Raw genomic sequence first — 17,450 nt, 5'->3', positions numbered from 1 at the left:
TTCCAGACTTCGTCATTCTAGGGCGAAGCAGGAGCGAAGCTCCGTCGCGGAGACCCTGGAATCCATTCCCTGACATTGGCCGTGGAGTGCAGCGGTGCAGAATTCTGCACCGTGGCAACGCTTAGAAGTCGCGGCATGGATCCTCGGGTCTGCGCTGCGTCGCTGCGCTCCTTGCTCCGCCCGTGGATGACGAAGAGACGGATGCGGCGGCTAATCGCCGAGGCATGCGACCTCTACCAGCGACGCCGCTCCGCCCTCAGATCCAGCGCCTGACTCGCTTTGCGTAGTCGCGGTACTTCTTGCCGAATTTGGCTGCCAGCACCTTTTCCTCTTTTTCGATCGCGACCTTTTGGGTGGCGAAGGCTGCGATCAGGGCCAGCGGCAGGAACCATACGATCCCCGAAACGAAGGCGACGCCGATGAGCATCAGCGTGTTGGCGAGATACATCGGATTGCGCGTGACGCCGAACGGGCCTGACGTCACCAGATGCTCCGGCACGCCATTGGGATTCATCGTGGTCCTGGCGCGCATCATGGCGCGGATGGCGGTGAACCAGAGGGCGGCAACGGCAAACAGCACCACAAAGCCGGCCGCGAACAGGAGGTCGCCAAGGAGATCGCCGATCCAGGGCAGGGGATAGAAGAGGCCAAGCACGATGCTGATGGCGATGGCGGCGCAGTAGATCAGCGGCGGCCAGGGAATCAGCCCTGGTTTTGCCGGCCCGGGTTTTGCAAGCTTGTCGGTCATTGTTGCCCTCCCTGCGTCATCGGGCTCTCCTCCGTCTTGGCGGTGCAGATGCCGGCGAGGTCGCTCAGATGCGCCTTGAACTCCGGGGTCTGTTCGCCATTGTAGAGCCGGTCGAATGCCGCCTCGCCTTGCAGCGTGTCCAGCATGCACACACAATAGCTGGCGCAGAACGCCGTGTCGCGCTGCTGTTTGCAGGACACCTGGCACTCCTTCAGGAAGACCACTTCCCGTGTCTCGACCTGCGCCGGCGCGATCTGCGAGAACAGCCAGACACAGCCGAACAGCAGCGGCTGGTGGATCAGGTAGAAAGCCAGGCTGTGGCGACCGATGAACGTGAGCGGCTTGGCCCAGCTTCCTGATGTCAGCGTCGCCAGCCGCGCCAGCAAGCCGGTGGTAGACGCCAGCTTTGCCGTCGCAATGCCGACAAGCACGGCGCCGAACCAAGGGAACAGCGGCACATAGTCGTTGGAGCGCGGGTTGATCGCCGACAGGCCGACCCACCACAGCGCTGGATGATCGAAGGCCTCGGATCGGAGATAGAGGGGCGCTGCGATCACCACCGCCGCCACGACCAGCGTCAGCAAGGACGGCAGTCGCAGGAACAGCAAACCAAGCAGGCTGGCCAGCGCGATCTCGTGCAGGATGCCGAAGAAGATGAAGCTGTCCGGCGTGATGAAATACGTCACCGCCGATATGGCGGCCGCCGCCACCGCGACCATGGCAAAGCGCTTCCAGAAGCCGTTCCAGCGGATATGCTTGCCATGGGCGAGAAACAGGCTGACGCCAACCAGGAACAGGAAGGTCGAGGCGATGCAGCGCGCATAGATCTTCCACCAGCCGAAGGCGGTGAGGCCGGGATCGGTGTAGTGGAAATTCTCGAGATCCCAGGTGAAGTGATAGCTGGCCATGGCGATCAGCGCGATGCCGCGCACGACGTCGATGGCGACGATGCGCTTCGGTTGATCCGGAACAGGTGCGATCGGCGTTTGGATGCTCATGGTCTCGTAATCTGATTCAGCCCCTGAAGACGACTATCACGGTTGCACTGGACAAAAGAAGGCCGTGCGCGCTGGCATCGCTCGCGTCGCGGCTGCATCAGGCGACGCTTTAGGTCAGAGCCGGAAAGCCTTTGACCGAATTCGCTTTTTGTCGGGAAGGGGTCGGTTTCCTGTTACCGGCCGAGGAATTGCCAGCCTACCGTACCTATCTCGACTTTTCCGAGCTGACACCGCCGCTGGTCTATTCGGTGGCGCTGGCGTTTTTCGGCCTGGGCTCGGTCTTTGTAACGCTGGGCTTGCTGGCGGCAGCCTGCGGCTTTGTCACCTGGCGCCTATCTGCCGAAATCGCTTTGATCAGAGCGCCGCATGCCGTTCGCGCACCCAGTTGTGGAAGCGGTGCAGGTCATATTCCTCGGGCATCAGCACACCGGCCTGGTGGCGCATCGAGCGCAGGCCTTTCTGGTTGACCTCGCAGATCGCGGCATCCTCTTCCAGCACCTGGGTGCCGAAGGCGACGACATTGTCGATGTCGGTCTGAGCCAGCGCCTCGGGCGCGAACAGCCATTCGGCGGTGAGTTCGGTCTGTTCCGGGCCGAGCGGGGTCAGTCGCACGGTGCGGACATAGTCGACATGGCCGACGATGAACATCGACGGCAGGTTGGTGGCATAGGTCTGGCCGGCCGCGCGCTCGGCCGGCGTCAGGCCGGAGAAGACCGGGCCATGGACGTGGCCGTCGCGCGACCAGGTCTCGGCGCCGGCGCGCAAGCCGCCGGAAAACTCCGGCGCGTCATTGTCGGCATGGCGCACCCAGTCGGGGTCGTCGTGCCGGCTCATCAGGCCGCGGCCGTAGATCGGCACCAGCCGTGACAGGTCCTTGTGGACGCCAGGGCAATGCAGGCACTCGTTGAAGTTCTCCCAAAAGATCTTCCAGTTGCAGTTCATCACCTTGCGCAGGACATGGCCTGATACCAGCGTTTCCAGCGGCCAGTTGCCGAGATTGCCGGATGCCGGATCGAAGGATGACGTAGCCGTACCGTCGACGCTTTCAGCAAGGTTGATGAAGACGAAGCCGCGCCAGACCGACAGCGCCACCCGGTAGAGCGGATGATCGGCCTTGTTGAAACCGTCGGGCAGCGATTTCGAGGGCACGCGCACCAGATCGCCGCGCAGCGAATAGGACCAGGCGTGGTAGGGGCAAGTGATGAGCCGCGCCTTCAGCCGGCCCTCGCTTTCCTGGCAAAGCTGCGAGCCGCGATGCCGGCAAGTGTTGTGGAAGGCGCGCAGTTCGCCGGTGTCGTCGCGCAGCACGACGATTTCCTGCGTGCCGACGCGAAATGTTCTGAACGCCAAAGGCCGGGCAAGGTCGGCCTCGCGGCAGACGAGCAGCCAGTTCTTGTACCAGATGGCGTCGAGATCGCGCTGGTAGGCGCCGGCGTCCCAATAGGCCGAGGACGGCAGCGTCGGCTCTAGCCGGGTCAGGCCATTATAGGGATCGCGCTCGCTCGGGCTGGGTTGCATGGCCGGTTTCCTCTAGGGATACGCCAGCCGACACCCCGGCAAATCGTTTGTCAATCAGGGTGCCGCATTGCCGGTTTGGGGCACGGCGCATAATCATCTCGTGACAATGGGGATTCGGAAAATTGGCCGCACGACAGATGTCGCTTACGCCCGAGCTGGTCGCGCGCTGCTGGCGCGAGATCAGGGACCCCGGACCCGACCCGGAGGCGCTGCACCTGGATGACAGCGACTATGATGCGCTGCTGGATGAATTGCAGGCCGAGCTCCCTGACAGCGAACCGCTATGGCTGTTCGGCTATGGCTCGCTGATCTGGAAGCCGGAAATCGATTATGTCGAGGACCGCGTTGCCCTGGCACGCGGCTGGCACCGGTCTTTCTGCATGAACATGACGCGCTGGCGGGGCACCAAGGAAAGCCCCGGCCTGATGATGGCCCTCGACAGTGGCGGCCAGTGCAAAGGCGTCGCCTTTCGGCTGACCCACGACAACAGGCGCCAGCAACTGGGCAAGCTATTCCGGCGCGAAGTCACGCTGAAGCCGACAAGTTACCGGCCGCGCATGCTGAAGCTTGCAAGCGAGGCCGGGCCGCTCAGGGCGCTGGCTTTCGTCATCAACCGCAACGGCCTGACCTATTCCGGCCCGCTCGACGAGGCGAAGGTCGTCGACAGGCTGGCGACATCCTGCGGGCACTGGGGGTCGGGCGCCGACTATCTCTACAACACGGTGAAGAATCTGGAGGAGCGCGGCATTCACGACCGCCATCTGTGGCGGCTGCAGCGGCTGGTCGCCGAGCGGATCACCGCCTTGAACCCGTAGCGCCGCATGGCGCATTCGCGCTGTTGGCCGGCGGAATTTGGTTTGCCGGATGCGGCTGTTTCAGCCTATAGTCACGCATGTCGTCGGTTCCATTAGGGACCAAGAGGGAATGCGGTGAGGGCTGACTTGTTGCCCAATGCCGTGGCTGCCCCCGCAACTGTGTGCGGTAGTCCTCTCCAAGCCACTGAGGATTTTTCTTCGGGAAGGTGGGGAAGGGCGCTGATCCGCGAGCCAGGAGACCTGCCGGCGACAGGGAACTGACTTCGATGCCCTCGGGTGGAGGGCGAAAGGACAAGATATGAATACCGCTTCCGTTTCCCTCGGCGCTTCCGTTTCCTCGCAGTCGCGCTTCATGCAGCTGGTGCTCACTGCATTTCTCGGCCTGTTCGTTGTCGGTGTTGTCGGCTTCTCGCATATCGATGTGGTCCACAACGCCGCGCACGACTATCGCCATTCGATGGCTTTTCCCTGCCACTGACGAGGAATTGACATCATGAACCTGTTTCGCAACGTCGTGTTTATCGCGGCGATCGCCGGGCTCGTGGCCGGCGTCGTTCTCGCCTGCATGCAGGCCTTTGCCACCGACCCGCTGATTTACCAGGCCGAAGTTTTTGAGAAGGCTGGCGGCCACAAGCACGACCATGCTGCGGCACCGGCCGCCAACACCACCGATGCCATGAGGAGTGCCGCACCGGCGGAAAACGCTATGAGCTCAGCCGCACCGGCGCCGGTCGAAGCGGCGGCTCCAGCGGAAGACGAAGGCTGGTCGCCGGCCGATGGCTTCGAGCGCTTCGCTTTCAGTGTCGTCGCCAATATCGTCACCGGCATCGGTTTCGCGCTGATTCTGGTCGCGGTTTCCGAGTTCGCTGGGGGAATCGGCAGCTGGCGCCAGGGCGTGTTCTGGGGCTTGGCCGGCTTTGCCGCGTTCACGCTGGCGCCGGGCCTTGGCCTGCCGCCCGAACTGCCGGCAATGCCGGTAGCCGACCTCATGCAGCGCCAGATCTGGTGGTGGGCAACGGTGGCGGCGACAGCGTCTGGCCTGGGCCTCCTCGCCTTCCGCAAGTCGCTGCCGTTGGCGATCCTTGCCGTGGCTTTGATCGTGGCGCCACATATTGTCGGTGCGCCGCAGCCGGACAGCTTCGTGACGGCAATCCCGGAAGGCTTGCACCATCAGTTCGTGGTGGCGGTTACGGTGACCAATCTGGTGTTCTGGCTGGTGCTTGGTGCTGCCATCGGCGTGGTGTGCGCGCTCCGGCAAGAGCGCGCACGCCGAAACCCTGGCGACGGCGCTGCCGCCGCCATGGGCCTATATCGCCACCGCTGAAGCCTATGACGACGAAATGCGCGAGCGCATCGCGCAACACAGGTCGTGGCGCGGCGAAGGCTGGGCGACCATCGATGCGCCGCTCGATCTTGCAGGCGCGCTCGAAGCGCTACCCGACAACCAGCCGGTGCTCGTCGATTGCCTGACGCTGTGGCTGACCAACCATATGCTTTCCGACCATGACCTCGACGCAGAATGCCGGCGGTTGGCCGACGTGCTGTCGCGACCGCGCGGGCCGTGGTTCGTGGTCTCCAACGAAGTCGGACTAGGCATCGTGCCCGATAATGCACTCGCGCGCCGGTTTCGTGATGCGGCCGGCCGACTCAACCAGCAGGTCGCGGCGTTAGCTGATACGGTGCTATTGATGGTGGCCGGGCTGCCGCTCAAGGTGAAATAATGACCGATATCGACGCAAAAGACGAAGAACGCCACCGTGCCAAGATGGCCAAGCGCAAGGCGGTGCAGGATGCCGAGGTTGCGGAAAAAACGGTCGAGAAGGGACTGCTCATCGTCAACACCGGGCCTGGCAAGGGCAAAACCACAGCTGCCTTCGGGCTGGCGCTGCGCATGCTCGGCTATGGCAAGCGCGTCGGTGTCGTCCAGTTCATCAAGGGCAAATGGCACACCGGCGAGAAGGATGCCTTCGCGGCGTTCGGCGAGCGCGTCGTCTGGCACACGATGGGCGAGGGCTTCACCTGGGAAACGCAGGATTTGAAGCGCGACATTGCGGCCGCTGAGGCAGCCTGGGCCAAGGCGCTGGAGTTGATCGCCGATCCGTCCATCAGCCTTGTCGTGCTGGACGAACTGAACATTGCGCTGCGCTACGATTATCTCGATGTCGACAAGGTCGTGGCGGCGCTGAAGGCGCGGCGCGAAGGCCTGCATGTCGTCGTCACCGGCCGCAACGCCAAGCCGGCGCTGGTCGAGGCAGCGGATCTTGTCACCGAGATGGTCGTGACCAAGCACCATTTCTCGGCCGGCGTTAAGGCGCAGCAGGGGATTGAGTTTTAGGGGGTCTTTTACCCTCCCCCTTGTGGGGAGGGTCGGCGCGAAGCGCCGGGGTGGGGGACAGCGCCCTACGAGACCCCCACCCCGATCCGCCATGCGGATCGACCCTCCCCACCAGGGGGAGGGTGAAGCTCTCAGAACGTCACGGCGATAAGCACCGCCGACAGCAACCCGAACAGCCCGATCAGCAGATAGTCCGCCACCTGGTAGAGTTTCAGTGCCCGTCTGATGTCCAGGCTCTCGGCTTCGCGGCGGCCGCCTTCGCCCATGAACGCATCGTCGACGACAACGCCGCCATAGCTGCGCGGCCCGGCGAGCGCCAGGCCGAGCGCGCCGGCCATCGCCGCCTCCGGCCAGCCGGCATTGGGCGAGCGGTGCTTTTTGGCGTCGCGCCGCACCGCTTGCCAGGCATTGCGTGGGTCGGCGTCGCGGACGAGAAAGGCCGCGCCGACGATCAGCAGTGCGGTCAGCCGGGAGGCCGGCAGGTTGATCCAGTCGTCGAAAAGTGCCGCCGCGCGGCCGAAGGCCTCGTGGCGCGGCGTGCGATGACCGATCATCGAATCGGCGGTGTTGGCCACCTTGTAGGCGACGCCGCCGGCCAGTCCGCAGACCCCGGTCCAGAAGGCGGGGGCGACGATGCCGTCGGAGAAATTCTCGGCCAGGCTTTCGATCGCGGCCCGGCTGACGCCGGCGTGGTCGAGCTTTTCGGGATCGCGGCCGACGATGCGGGCAACCGCAATGCGGCCGAGCGCCAGCCCTCCGGTGTCCAGCGCATCGGCCACCGCTTCGACATGTTCGGTGAGGCTCTTTTGCGACAGCAGCGACGAGGCCAGGATCGCTGTTATGATCATGCCGGCGGGAAAGAGCTGCCAGAGCAGGATTTGGACGGCCAAGGCAATCAGCGCAGGCACCAGCACGATCACCAGCAGCGCCTGCATGCCGCGGCGACGACGCTGCGCGTCGGAATCAGTGTCGCGGTTGAGCCGGAGGTCGAGAAAGGCTATCAGCCTGCCGAACCAGGTGACGGGATGGCCAACGGCGCGGAACAGCCAGTCCGGGTAGCCCAGGATGCGTTCGATGGCCAGCGACAGGAAAGCGATCAGGACCGACATGAAGCTTTCTGATGGAGCGATTGCTGCGGTGGATCACGGTGGATCCCTTGGCCGGGCGAGCGCGCTCTTCCCCCACGCGCCACAGCCTTTCGTCGATCTCTCGACAGGTATCAATCCGCACTCCTACCCGCTTTTCGATCTGCCCGCCACCGCTCTGTCGCGATTGCCGGAAGCGGCGCGTCTGCATGAGCTGGCCAGGATCGCGGCCAGCGCCTATGGCGCGCCGTCGGCAAAGCATGTGGCAGCAGCCCCGGGCACGCAGATCCTGTTGCCGCGCGTCGCCTCGCTGGTGAGCCCAGGCCGGGCGTTGGTGCTGGGGCCGACCTATGCCGAACACGCCAGGGCGGCCGCCATTGCCGGCCATGCGGTGGCGGAGGTTGACGATTTCGACAGGCTGGCCGGTGCCGACCTCGCCATCGTCGTCAACCCCAACAATCCCGATGGACGCGTCGTTTCGCGGGAAAGGCTGCTGCGGCTTGCCGGGGAGTTGCGCACCAAGGGCGGGCTGCTGGTCGTCGACGAAGCCTTCATGGATGTCGGCCCAGGGGCCGAAAGCCTTGCCGGCGATGTCGGGCAGGGCGGCATCGTCGTGCTGCGCTCGTTCGGCAAGTTTTTTGGCCTGGCCGGCCTGCGGCTCGGTTTTGCGCTATCCGAACCGCTGACGGTCGAAAGGCTGGAGACGCAATTCGGACCTTGGGCCGTCGCCGGTCCGGCACTGGAGTACGGCATCCGCGCGCTTGCCGACAGCGGCTGGCAGGCCGACATGCGCCGCCGGCTGGCCGAGGATGCCGCGCGACTCGACGCGCTGTTCGGTCGGTTTGGCATTCCCGTCGCCGGCGGCACGACGCTGTTTCGCTATCTGCGATTTGCCGATGCGCCCGGTCTGTTTTCGGCGCTTGGCGAGTGCGGCATCCTGCTCCGGCATTTTTCCGACCGCCCGCAGGTGCTGCGCGCGGGGCTGCCTGGAAGTCAGGAGGAATGGCAGCGGCTTGAATCGGCGCTTGCCGGCTGGGACGCACGGCGCGACGATGAGCCGAAGGAGATCGCGCGATGATCCATGTCTGTTCGCTGTCCAAGCTTGAGGAGACGGTGGCCAGGAGTGGCGCCGAGCGCGTGCTGTCGCTGCTTGCCGCCGGCACCGAGGTGACGCGGCCGGCCTCGATTGCGCGGGAAAACCACCTGCATCTGGTCATGCACGATATCGCGGTGGCGCAGGACGGCATGACCATGCCGGGCGAAGACCATGTGCGTAATCTGCTCGATTTCGCGCGCCGATGGGACCGTGCGAAGCCGATGGTCGTGCACTGCTACGCCGGCATCAGCCGCTCGACCGCCTCGGCCTACATCATCGCCGCAGCGCTGGCGCCGAAGCGCGACGAGGTGGAACTGGCGCAGACATTGCGGAAGCTTTCGCCCTCGGCGACGCCCAACCCGCGGCTGATCGCGGTAGCCGATACGTTGCTCTCACGCCAAGGCCGCATGATCGAAGCGATCGAAGCGATCGGACGTGGCGCCGACGCTTTTGAGGGCACGCCTTTCGTGTTGAAGATCGACGGCTAAGCCGCTTCGGCCTGTTACGCCAGCCAGTCGGCAAGCTTCGCCTTGCGCACGTCCTTCAACAGGGTGATGAAGCCGTCGGCCTGATGCTCCGCGGTCAGCCGGCCTTTTTCGGCCGTTGCGATCGAGGCGTCGCCGACGACGCCGTTCGGGTTGAGATCGCTGGCGATCCAGGCGAAGGCGTGCGTTCCGGTGTGGCGCAGCAGCGCAAATTCGGTCTCGGCGCGGGCGACCTTGGAGACGAAGTTGTCGGCCTTGCCCATGTCGACCAGGTCAGGGCGGAAATGCAGCATCAGCGAGGTCTCGACATCGCCACCATGAATGCCGTGGCGGTCTTCCAGTTCGGTGTACATGCCGGCCGGCCGGCCGAAGCGTTGCCAGCTGGTTTTCACCGCCAGCATCCTTTCACGCACGCGCAATTCGCGCGTGACGATGCCCATGATCTCTTCATTGCCGCCATGCGAGTTGACGACGATCAGTTTTCTCACCCCGGCACGGGCGATGGACAGGCCAAGTTCGGTCCAGGCATCGACCAGGGTCGTCGCAGGCAAAGTGAGCGTGCCTGGTGCATGCAGATGCTCGTTCGATTTGCCGACCGCCTGGACCGGCAAAATGCGGATGTCGAGATCGCCTGGCAGGCGGGCGATCACCGTCTCCAGCATGCCGTTCATGATCGATGTGTCGGTTGATACAGGCAGATGCGGGCCGTGCTGCTCGATCGCCGCCACCGGCAGGACGGCAATGGTCGCCTCCGGGTCGATCGTAGCGTATTCGGTGGTCCGGTAATCGCCCCACCACACGCGTCTGTTTGCAACGGTCATGTCATGCCTCTTCAAGCGGATAGGCCAGCCTTAGGGCTGGAACCCGAAATTGTCGACCCGGCCCTCCGCTATGGCTTCGGGCGTTCGTCGCTTGGAAAGCCAATTCTGTGGCTTTCCCGCTTCGCGGACCACTCCTCACCCAGCGGCGATCGCCTCGACCTCGACCTTGAATTCCGGCCGCGCAAAGCCCGTCACGATCATCAGCGTCGATGCCGGCGCCGGGCTGGCAAACAGCCGGTCGCGGACGTCCATATAGGGCCGCAGATGCGCGCGGTCGGTGACGTAGGCGTTGATGCGCACAATGTCGGCAAGCCCGAGCCCAGCTTCAGCCAGAATCGCCGCTATGTTTTGAAAGCAGAGTTCGGCCTGGGCGCCGGCATCCTCCGGAATCTGGTCATCCGCCGTTATAGCGACCTGACCCGAGCACAGCACCAGCCGCTTGCCCGCCGGCACTTCGACGCCGTGGCTGTAGCGGGCGAAAGGTGGCTTGATCGACTTCGGGGTGAGGAATCTGAACATGGCAATCTCCGGTTTGTCGCCAACCTAGGGCCAGGCAACAAGTCCCTCAAGATGTGGTGCATGTCGCGGGGGCGATTGTGGACAGGCGTCCAAAAAATAGGCACGATGCCTCCCGCACAGCATGACCCGTCCGGTCTTGGCAATGACTGCCGCGTGAAGCAGGCAGTCCGGGCGGTGGCATGTGTCTTGCTTCTTGGACCAATGGTGTCGAGCCCGGCGCGTGACGCTCCGGAGCCAACAGAGGGTGGTGTTGATGTACGGAAAACAGAAGATTTCAGCGCTGGCGCTCGCGCTGCTTGGAGCCAGCACGCTGGGTGCGGCGGCGAACGAGAAGGTCACCTTCGGCACCAACTGGCTGGCCGAGCCCGAGCATGGCGGCTACTATCAGGCGGTGGCTGACGGCACCTATGCCGCCTGCGGCCTCGATGTGACGATTTCGCAGGGTGGCCCGCAGGTCAGCGGGCGGCCGCTGCTTTTGGCCGGCAAGCTCGATTTCTATATGGGCGGCAATCTGCTCTCGGCCTTCGACGCCGTCCAGCAAGGCATTCCGATGCGCGTCGTGGCGGCCGATTTCCAGAAGGACCCGCAGGTCATCATGTCCCAGCCGGGGCAGGGGCTGGACAAATGGGATGACCTGAAGAACGCCGACCAGTACATTCTCGGCGACGAGGGGGCGCAGACCTTCTTCCAGTGGATGGTGACCGAGCTCGGCTTCGATGCCGCCAAGCGCGTGCCCTACACCTTCAATCCGGCGCCCTTCATTGCCAACAAGAAGTCGATCCAGCAGGGCTATGTCACGTCCGAGCCGTTCGCGGTGCAGAAAGCCGGCGGCTTTGTGCCGAACCAGTTCCTGCTCGCCGACTATGGCTGGGACACTTATGCGACCACCGTCGAGGTCATGCAGGACACGATCGACAAGCGGCCCGAGGTCGTCCAGTGCTTCGTCGATGGCTCGGCCAAGGGCTGGTACAACTATCTCTACGGCGACAACAAAGCCGCCAACGACATGATCAAGAAGGACAATCCCGACATGACGGATGAGCAGATCGCCTTCTCGATCGAACAGCTGAAGAAATTCGGCGTGGTCGATTCCGGCGATTCGGAAAAGCTCGGCATCGGCGCCATGACCGACGCACGCATCCAGAGTTTCTACGACAAGATGGTCAAGGCCAAGGTGGCGCAGCCCGGCATCGACATCAAGAAGGCCTATACGCTGGCCTTCATCAACAAGGGCGTCGGGCTCGAGCTGAAGAAGTAATCGTGAGACTGGGGACAATGGCGAAGGCGCCTATGACGGCATCGGGCGAAAGCCCGATGCTGCTGGCGCTGCGCCATGTCGGCAAGGTGTTTTCCAACGGCGTCACGGCGCTGAGCGATGTCGACCTGACAATCCGCGAAGGCGATTTTCTCAGCCTGCTCGGGCCGTCAGGCTGCGGCAAGTCGACGGCGCTCAGGCTGATCGCCGGCCTGTCGACGCCGACCTCAGGCGTGCTCGACTGGCGCGGCTCGATCGACCGCGCCAACATCGGCTTCGTTTTCCAGGAACCGACATTGCTGCCCTGGGCCAATGTATTCGACAATGTCTGGCTGCCGCTGCGGCTGAAAGGCATCTCGCGGGCTAAGGCTGCGCCTGCGGTGACGGAGATGCTGGCGCGGGTGCATCTCACCGGTTTCGAAAACGCCGTGCCGCGCGAACTTTCCGGCGGCATGAAAATGCGCGTCTCGATCGCGCGCGCCATGGTGACCAAGCCGCGCATCCTTTTGATGGACGAGCCGTTCGCCGCACTCGACGAGATCACCCGCTTCAAGCTCAACAACGATCTGCTGGAGCTGTGGCAGGACGAACGCTTCACAGTCGTCTTCGTCACCCACAGTGTCTTTGAGAGCGTGTTTTTGTCCAACCGCGTTGTCGTCATGGCGGCGCGGCCGGGTCGCGTTCACGCCGAGCTTGCGATTGATGCGCCCTATCCGCGCGACGAGGTGTTTCGGACTTCGCCCGACTACGCCGCGCTCTGCCGCCAGGCCTCGGACATTCTGGTCGACGCCATCAACACATCAGCCGGACCGCACCATGACGGCCATTGATCAATCTTCGCTAACCCTCGATCCGGAGGAGGCGGGCCGTGTGCGCCAGGAGCGGCTGGAACGGATCGGCCGGTGGGTCTTGCCGCTGGCGATCATGATCCTGGCGATCTGGTTCTGGGACCGTATCTGCGTCTGGAACGAGATCCCGAAATACATCCTGCCGCGCCCGGGCGTGGTGCTGCAGACGCTCTATGACGATTCCGGGCTGCTGTTCTCCTCGCTGCTGGTGACTCTCAGGATCACTTTCCTCAGTTTGGTTCTCGCCGTCATCGGCGGCGTCGGGCTGGCGGTGCTGTTTGCGCAATCGCAATGGGTAGAGATGTCGTTCTTCCCCTTCGCCATCGTGCTGCAGGTGACGCCGATCGTGGCGATCTTCCCGCTGATCAACATCTATGTGAACAACCAGACTGTGAAGCTGCTGCTTTGCGCCTGGATCGTCGCCTTCTTCCCGATCCTGTCCAACACCACGCTCGGCCTCAACTCGGTCGATCGCAACCTGCGCGACATGTTCAAGCTCAATGGCGCGACACGCTGGCAGCAATTGCGCTATCTCAGACTGCCGGCGGCAATGCCGTATTTCCTCGGTGGCTTGAAGATCGCCGGCGGCCTGTCGCTGATCGGCGCCGTGGTGGCCGAATTCGTCGCCGGCGCGCAGGGGCAGTCGTCGGGGCTCGCGTCGCGCATCATCGAGGCCGGCTACCGGCTCAACGCACCTCGGCTGTTTGCGGCGCTGATCCTGATTTCGCTGACTGGCATAGTGATCTTCCTGGTGCTGTCGCTGGTGTCGCATCTCATCCTGCGCCGCTGGCACGAGAGCGCGCTGAAGCAGGAGCGGTAGGGTGCGTGAGGTGAGCGAGATGTCGGCGCGGAGCACCCCCCTCTGGCCTGCCGGCCATCTCCCCCTCAAGGGGGGAGATCGGATGTCATTCGGGATTTCGCCAATCACCGAGGTTGCAAGATGGGCGCTGCCAGCGAAACTGCTAATCTCCCCCCTTGAGGGGGAGATGCCCGGCAGGGCAGAGGGGGGTGCGGCTTGATACCAACCTCTGGCTATTACCATCTCGCCAACGTCCGCCTTCACCGGTCGCTGACGCCCGGTCTGGCCGCGGCTTACGACAGCGACGGTTTCGCACTGGCCGATATCGCCGTTGCAGACGGTAAGATCTCCAGCATCGCAGCGCATAAGAAATCGAAAGCACCAATAGACGCCATCGACCTCGCTGGCCGCATCATCCTGCCGTGTTTCGTCGACTGCCATACCCATATCGACAAGGGCCATATCTGGCCGCGCAAGCCCAATCCGGACGGCACCTTCATGGGCGCACTCAATGCCACCGGCGCCGATCGCGCCGCACGCTGGAATGCCGAGGATGTGGCGCGGCGCATGGATTTCTCGCTGCGCTCAGCCTATGCGCACGGCACCAAGGCGCTGCGCACCCATCTCGACAGCGTGCCGCCGCAGGAAGAAATCTCCTGGCCGGTGTTCGAGACGATGCGCGACAAATGGCGCGGTCGTATCGAGTTGCAGGCAGCGTGCCTGCTTGGCATCGAAGGCGTGCGCGACAAGGAATGGTTCGAGAGGCTGGCCAAGCGTGTCGCTGCCGCCAAGGGCGTGCTGGGCGTCGTCACCTATATGGTGCCGGATCTCGAAGAGCTGCTCGACAAGGTGTTTTCAGAGGCGATCAAGCATGGGCTCGACCTCGATTTCCACGCCGACGAGACCGACGATGTCGCGGCGATCTCGCTGAAGAAGATCGCAGAAGCTGCCCTCTGGAGCGGTTTTGAAGGCAACATCCTGGTCGGACATTGCTGCTCGCTGGCGCGCCAGCCTGATCTCGACGTGCTGGATACACTCGACAAAGTGGCCAAGGCCGGGCTTTCGGTCGTGTCGCTGCCGATGTGCAATCTCTATCTGCAGGACCGGCGCGCCGACCAGACCACGCCACGCTGGCGCGGCGTGACGCTGCTGCACGAGATGAAGGCGAGGGGCATTCCGGTTGCGGTCGCCTCCGACAACACCCGCGATCCGTTCTATGCCTATGGCGATCTCGACATGCTGGAGGTCTTCCGTATGGCGACGCGCATCCTGCATTTCGACCATCCGGTCGGCGATTGGCCGCAAGCGGTGGCGGCGACGCCGGCCAAGGTGATGCGGCTCGACGGTTTCGGCACGCTTGCCGCCGGCGGCAGCGCAGACTTCATCATCTTCAAGGGGCGGAGTTGGACGGAATTGCTGTCGAGGCCCGAATCGGATCGCATCGTCGTGCGTGACGGCAAAGCGATCGACCGGCAATTGCCCGACTATGCCGAGCTCGACGAACTGATGGTGGAATGATGGATGTTTCGGCGCTCAAACGCGATCTCGACGGGATAAAACTCGACGACAATCCGGCCATCGTCCAGCAGAAGAGCCGCGACTTCTACTGGTACAGCCCGGTGCTGAAGCAGCAGCTCGACCATGTCACCGGCGACCTGATCGTGACGCCGAAGAACGAGGCCGAACTGATCCGGGTGCTTGCCGCCTGTCACCGGCATGGCGTTCCGGTGACACCGCGCGGCAGCGGCACCGGCAATTACGGCCAGGCGATGCCGCTGTCGGGCGGTGTGGTGCTCAATCTGGCCGAGATGAATGAGATCAAGTCGATCGCGCCGGGGCGTGTGGTGACCGGACCGGGCGCGATCCTGGCCGACATCGACAGAGCGACGCGCGCGCATTCCGGGCAGGAGCTCAGGCTGTCGCCGTCGACCTACAACACGGCGTCGATCGGCGGCTTCATCGCCGGTGGCTCGGGCGGCGTCGGCTCGATCAATTTCGGCGGCTTGCGCGATTTCGGCAATGTGCTGCGCCTGCGCGTCGTCACCATGGAAGCCGAGCCGAAGGCACTCGAACTCACCGGCGAGGATTTGCACAAGGTGACGCATGCCTACGGCACCAATGGCATCATCACCGAGGTCGAGATGCCGCTGACGGCGGCCTATGACTGGATCGACGTGATCGTCGGCTTCGACGCTTTCATGCCGGCGGCGCGCTACGGCAATGCGCTTGCCTGCCAGGACGGCATTCTGACCAAACTGATCACGCCGATCGCCGCCCCGGTGCCGCAGCTCTATTTCAAGCGGCACCAGAAGTTTTTCAGGGAAGGGCAGAGCATCTGCGTCGTCATGGTTGCAAAGCATGGGCTCGACGCTTTCCTCGCCTTCACCCGTCGCGCCGGCGGCGAAATCATCTTCAATGCGGCAACAGTGACGGACGAGGAGAAGAAAGGCCTGCCGCCGGGCTTCGAACTGGCGTGGAACCACACGACGCTCAGGGCGCTGCGCGTCGATCCCGCGATCACTTACTTGCAGTCGCTCTATCCGTTTCCCAACCAACTGGCGCTGGTCGAGAAGATGGATGCGATGTTTCCGGACGAGGTTTTTTCGCACCTCGAATTCGTCCGGCTCGACGGCAACATCACTTGCTTCGGCTTGCCGCTGGTCAAATTCACCACCGAGGCGCGGCTTAACGAGATCATCCGGCTGCATGAGGAGAATGGCTGCCCGATCTTCAACCCGCATCGCTACACGCTGGAAGAAGGCGGCATGAAGCAGACCGACGAAATCCAGCTCGCCTTCAAGCGCGAGACCGATCCGCAAGGTCTGCTCAACCCCGGCAAAATGATCGCCTGGGAAAATCCGGATTATGACTATCGCTCGGGCCGGACTTTTTTGTTCAAGGGCCTGCAAAGGGCAGGGTGATGAAAGTCCTCGTCCTCTATGCGCATCCGGTGGAGACCAGCTTCAACGCCGGCATGCACCGGACGATCGTCGAGCGGCTGACGGCGGCCGGCCATGACGTCGACGACTGCGATCTCTATGCCGAGGATTTCGATCCCAGGCTGACGCGCGCGGAGAGGCTGGACTATCACAACCAGCGCAGCCCAGCGGACCCGGCCGCACCCTATGTCGAGCGTCTGCTCAAGGCCGAGGCGCTGGTGCTGTCCTACCCAGTCTGGAATTATGGCTTTCCGGCCATCCTGAAAGGCTTTTTCGACCGCGTCTTCCTGCCCGGAGTGTCGTTCAAGCTGGTCGACGGCAAGGCGCAGCCGTCGCTGCACAACATCACCAAGCTCGCGGCGATAACCACCTATGGCGGCAGCCGGTTCCGGGCCATGCTGATGGGCGATCCGCCACGCCGGCTGGTCAAGCGGATGCTGCGCGCGACGATCAAGCCCGGCGCTTCCGTGTCCTATCTCGCGCATTATTCGATGAACCTGTCGACCAATGAGACGCGGGCGGCCTTCATGGCCAAGGTCGCGGCCGGGATGGATGAATTCTGATGCGCGTGCTGGTGGTCTATTGCCATCCCGTGCCCGAAAGTTTTTGCGCCGCCATTCGCGACACAGCGGTCGACGTGCTGAAGGCACGGGGCTGGGATGTGCGGCTGCTCGACCTCTATGCCGAAAAATTCGATCCGGTCATGGGCACTGAAGAGCGGCGCGCCTACAATGAGCGCGCGCCGGAAGACCCGGCGCTGAAGCCGCATTTCGGGCATCTCGCCTGGGCGCAGGCGATCCTCTTCATCTATCCGACCTGGTGGTACGGGTTGCCGGCGATGCTGAAGGGCTGGCTCGACCGGGTGTGGGCCACAGATGTCGCCTTCAAGCTGCCGGCGGGCAAGGGGCGGATCACGTCGCTGATGACGCATGTCACCAAGGTCGGCGTCATCACCACCTGCGGCGCGCCGACCTGGTGGAGCGTCGTCGTCGGCCAGCCCGGCCGCAAGACTTTGCTGCGTGGCATGCGCGCACTGTGCGCACGCCGCTGCCGGACGTTCTTTCTGGCGCACTATCTGATGGATGCCTCGACGCCGAAGAGCAGGGCGGCGTTTTTGGGGAAGGTGCGGGCGAAGCTTGAGCGGTTTTGAGTGGCATTTTTTCCCTTCTCCCCTTGCGGGAGAAGGTGT

20 protein-coding genes and 1 riboswitch are annotated in these 17,450 nt (G+C 63.7%); of the genes, 14 read left to right on the top strand and 6 right to left on the bottom strand.

Annotated features, from left to right (window positions below; genetic code table 11):
• Positions 1 to 256: 256 nt before the first annotated feature.
• The 3 genes from AC1DXM_RS01220 to AC1DXM_RS01210 form a co-directional block, all read right to left on the bottom strand.
• A complete protein-coding gene (locus AC1DXM_RS01220; RefSeq protein WP_477231391.1) occupies positions 257 to 748 on the bottom strand; it encodes a methyltransferase family protein in 492 nt (163 codons plus the stop codon).
• Positions 745 to 1,746 carry a heparan-alpha-glucosaminide N-acetyltransferase gene (locus AC1DXM_RS01215; RefSeq protein ID WP_477231390.1) on the bottom strand — a complete coding sequence of 334 codons (1,002 nt, stop codon included), beginning with the start codon at positions 1,744 to 1,746 and terminating at the stop codon, positions 745 to 747. Before AC1DXM_RS01215 ends, AC1DXM_RS01220 begins: the two co-directional genes overlap by 4 nt.
• A 354-nt stretch (positions 1,747 to 2,100) precedes the next feature.
• A complete protein-coding gene (locus tag AC1DXM_RS01210; RefSeq protein WP_477231389.1) occupies positions 2,101 to 3,264 on the bottom strand; it encodes an aromatic ring-hydroxylating oxygenase subunit alpha in 1,164 nt (387 codons plus the stop codon).
• Positions 3,265 to 3,386: 122 nt separating this feature from the next.
• Between AC1DXM_RS01210 and AC1DXM_RS01205 the strand changes: the two genes are divergently transcribed.
• From AC1DXM_RS01205 to cobO, 5 genes are all read left to right on the top strand, one after another.
• Complete coding sequence (locus AC1DXM_RS01205; protein WP_477231388.1) at positions 3,387 to 4,079, top strand: gamma-glutamylcyclotransferase; 693 nt, start codon at positions 3,387 to 3,389, stop codon at positions 4,077 to 4,079.
• Positions 4,080 to 4,146: 67 nt separating this feature from the next.
• Positions 4,147 to 4,341: riboswitch (cobalamin riboswitch) on the top strand.
• 36 nt (positions 4,342 to 4,377) lie between these two features.
• Positions 4,378 to 4,557 carry a CbtB domain-containing protein gene (locus tag AC1DXM_RS01200; RefSeq protein ID WP_477231387.1) on the top strand — a complete coding sequence of 60 codons (180 nt, stop codon included), beginning with the start codon at positions 4,378 to 4,380 and terminating at the stop codon, positions 4,555 to 4,557.
• 15 nt (positions 4,558 to 4,572) lie between these two features.
• On the top strand, positions 4,573 to 5,403 hold the full coding sequence (locus AC1DXM_RS01195; protein WP_477231386.1) for a CbtA family protein: 831 nt from the start codon (positions 4,573 to 4,575) through the stop codon (positions 5,401 to 5,403).
• Positions 5,300 to 5,800: a bifunctional adenosylcobinamide kinase/adenosylcobinamide-phosphate guanylyltransferase gene (gene cobU / locus AC1DXM_RS01190; protein ID WP_477231385.1), complete on the top strand. Its 501-nt coding sequence runs from the start codon at positions 5,300 to 5,302 to the stop codon at positions 5,798 to 5,800. The genes AC1DXM_RS01195 and cobU overlap by 104 nt, the downstream gene beginning before the upstream one ends.
• A complete protein-coding gene (gene cobO / locus AC1DXM_RS01185; protein WP_477231384.1) occupies positions 5,800 to 6,414 on the top strand; it encodes a cob(I)yrinic acid a,c-diamide adenosyltransferase in 615 nt (204 codons plus the stop codon). Before cobU ends, cobO begins: the two co-directional genes overlap by 1 nt.
• 131 nt (positions 6,415 to 6,545) lie before the next feature.
• Here cobO and cbiB read toward each other — a convergent pair whose 3' ends face one another.
• On the bottom strand, positions 6,546 to 7,523 hold the full coding sequence (gene cbiB, locus AC1DXM_RS01180; RefSeq protein WP_477231383.1) for an adenosylcobinamide-phosphate synthase CbiB: 978 nt from the start codon (positions 7,521 to 7,523) through the stop codon (positions 6,546 to 6,548).
• Here cbiB and cobD point away from each other — a divergent pair.
• Both cobD and AC1DXM_RS01170 read left to right on the top strand, forming a co-directional pair.
• The gene (cobD, locus tag AC1DXM_RS01175; RefSeq protein ID WP_477231946.1) at positions 7,522 to 8,577 is read left to right on the top strand and encodes a threonine-phosphate decarboxylase CobD; all 1,056 of its coding nucleotides are present in this window, start codon (positions 7,522 to 7,524) and stop codon (positions 8,575 to 8,577) included. The genes cbiB and cobD overlap by 2 nt on opposite strands.
• Positions 8,574 to 9,083 (top strand): tyrosine phosphatase family protein, encoded by a 510-nt coding sequence (locus AC1DXM_RS01170; RefSeq protein WP_477231382.1) that lies wholly within the window; start codon positions 8,574 to 8,576, stop codon positions 9,081 to 9,083. The genes cobD and AC1DXM_RS01170 overlap by 4 nt, the downstream gene beginning before the upstream one ends.
• 14 nt (positions 9,084 to 9,097) lie before the next feature.
• Here AC1DXM_RS01170 and AC1DXM_RS01165 read toward each other — a convergent pair whose 3' ends face one another.
• Positions 9,098 to 9,901, bottom strand: coding sequence for a creatininase family protein (locus AC1DXM_RS01165; RefSeq protein WP_477231381.1), 804 nt, complete (start codon positions 9,899 to 9,901; stop codon positions 9,098 to 9,100).
• Positions 9,902 to 10,036: 135 nt separating this feature from the next.
• Entirely contained in the window at positions 10,037 to 10,420 is a 384-nt protein-coding gene (locus tag AC1DXM_RS01160; protein WP_477231380.1) for a RidA family protein, read from the bottom strand.
• 253 nt (positions 10,421 to 10,673) lie between these two features.
• Between AC1DXM_RS01160 and AC1DXM_RS01155 the strand changes: the two genes are divergently transcribed.
• The 7 genes from AC1DXM_RS01155 to AC1DXM_RS01125 all read left to right on the top strand — a co-directional run bounded on the left by AC1DXM_RS01155 (position 10,674) and on the right by AC1DXM_RS01125 (position 17,411).
• Positions 10,674 to 11,678, top strand: coding sequence for an ABC transporter substrate-binding protein (locus tag AC1DXM_RS01155; RefSeq protein WP_477231379.1), 1,005 nt, complete (start codon positions 10,674 to 10,676; stop codon positions 11,676 to 11,678).
• Between the two features lie 17 nt (positions 11,679 to 11,695).
• On the top strand, positions 11,696 to 12,505 hold the full coding sequence (locus AC1DXM_RS01150; protein WP_477231378.1) for an ABC transporter ATP-binding protein: 810 nt from the start codon (positions 11,696 to 11,698) through the stop codon (positions 12,503 to 12,505).
• Positions 12,492 to 13,343, top strand: coding sequence for an ABC transporter permease (locus AC1DXM_RS01145; protein WP_477231377.1), 852 nt, complete (start codon positions 12,492 to 12,494; stop codon positions 13,341 to 13,343). Before AC1DXM_RS01150 ends, AC1DXM_RS01145 begins: the two co-directional genes overlap by 14 nt.
• A gap of 195 nt (positions 13,344 to 13,538) precedes the next feature.
• On the top strand, positions 13,539 to 14,840 hold the full coding sequence (locus AC1DXM_RS01140; RefSeq protein ID WP_477231376.1) for a cytosine deaminase: 1,302 nt from the start codon (positions 13,539 to 13,541) through the stop codon (positions 14,838 to 14,840).
• Positions 14,840 to 16,243 (top strand): FAD-binding oxidoreductase, encoded by a 1,404-nt coding sequence (locus AC1DXM_RS01135; RefSeq protein ID WP_477231945.1) that lies wholly within the window; start codon positions 14,840 to 14,842, stop codon positions 16,241 to 16,243. Before AC1DXM_RS01140 ends, AC1DXM_RS01135 begins: the two co-directional genes overlap by 1 nt.
• A complete protein-coding gene (locus AC1DXM_RS01130) occupies positions 16,243 to 16,824 on the top strand; it encodes an NAD(P)H-dependent oxidoreductase (RefSeq protein WP_477231375.1) in 582 nt (193 codons plus the stop codon). The genes AC1DXM_RS01135 and AC1DXM_RS01130 overlap by 1 nt, the downstream gene beginning before the upstream one ends.
• Positions 16,824 to 17,411 carry an NAD(P)H-dependent oxidoreductase gene (locus AC1DXM_RS01125; RefSeq protein ID WP_477231374.1) on the top strand — a complete coding sequence of 196 codons (588 nt, stop codon included), beginning with the start codon at positions 16,824 to 16,826 and terminating at the stop codon, positions 17,409 to 17,411. Before AC1DXM_RS01130 ends, AC1DXM_RS01125 begins: the two co-directional genes overlap by 1 nt.
• Positions 17,412 to 17,450: the final 39 nt, after the last annotated feature.

The sequence above is a fragment of the Mesorhizobium sp. P3_A2 genome, assembly GCF_056403115.1.
Note: the sequence above shows the minus strand (reverse complement) of the source record. Positions and strands in the feature narration are given on the sequence as shown.

Coding starts and splice junctions, on each gene's coding strand:
- AC1DXM_RS01220 (WP_477231391.1), bottom strand. CDS start 748: ATGACCGACAAGCTTGCAAAACCCGGGCCGGCAAAACCAGGGCTGATT.
- AC1DXM_RS01215 (WP_477231390.1), bottom strand. CDS start 1,746: ATGAGCATCCAAACGCCGATCGCACCTGTTCCGGATCAACCGAAGCGC.
- AC1DXM_RS01210 (WP_477231389.1), bottom strand. CDS start 3,264: ATGCAACCCAGCCCGAGCGAGCGCGATCCCTATAATGGCCTGACCCGG.
- AC1DXM_RS01200 (WP_477231387.1), top strand. CDS start 4,378: ATGAATACCGCTTCCGTTTCCCTCGGCGCTTCCGTTTCCTCGCAGTCG.
- AC1DXM_RS01195 (WP_477231386.1), top strand. CDS start 4,573: ATGAACCTGTTTCGCAACGTCGTGTTTATCGCGGCGATCGCCGGGCTC.
- cobO (WP_477231384.1), top strand. CDS start 5,800: ATGACCGATATCGACGCAAAAGACGAAGAACGCCACCGTGCCAAGATG.
- cobD (WP_477231946.1), top strand. CDS start 7,522: ATGAAGCTTTCTGATGGAGCGATTGCTGCGGTGGATCACGGTGGATCC.
- cbiB (WP_477231383.1), bottom strand. CDS start 7,523: ATGTCGGTCCTGATCGCTTTCCTGTCGCTGGCCATCGAACGCATCCTG.
- AC1DXM_RS01170 (WP_477231382.1), top strand. CDS start 8,574: ATGATCCATGTCTGTTCGCTGTCCAAGCTTGAGGAGACGGTGGCCAGG.
- AC1DXM_RS01165 (WP_477231381.1), bottom strand. CDS start 9,901: ATGACCGTTGCAAACAGACGCGTGTGGTGGGGCGATTACCGGACCACC.
- AC1DXM_RS01160 (WP_477231380.1), bottom strand. CDS start 10,420: ATGTTCAGATTCCTCACCCCGAAGTCGATCAAGCCACCTTTCGCCCGC.
- AC1DXM_RS01155 (WP_477231379.1), top strand. CDS start 10,674: ATGTACGGAAAACAGAAGATTTCAGCGCTGGCGCTCGCGCTGCTTGGA.
- AC1DXM_RS01150 (WP_477231378.1), top strand. CDS start 11,696: ATGGCGAAGGCGCCTATGACGGCATCGGGCGAAAGCCCGATGCTGCTG.
- AC1DXM_RS01145 (WP_477231377.1), top strand. CDS start 12,492: ATGACGGCCATTGATCAATCTTCGCTAACCCTCGATCCGGAGGAGGCG.
- AC1DXM_RS01135 (WP_477231945.1), top strand. CDS start 14,840: ATGGATGTTTCGGCGCTCAAACGCGATCTCGACGGGATAAAACTCGAC.
- AC1DXM_RS01130 (WP_477231375.1), top strand. CDS start 16,243: ATGAAAGTCCTCGTCCTCTATGCGCATCCGGTGGAGACCAGCTTCAAC.
- AC1DXM_RS01125 (WP_477231374.1), top strand. CDS start 16,824: ATGCGCGTGCTGGTGGTCTATTGCCATCCCGTGCCCGAAAGTTTTTGC.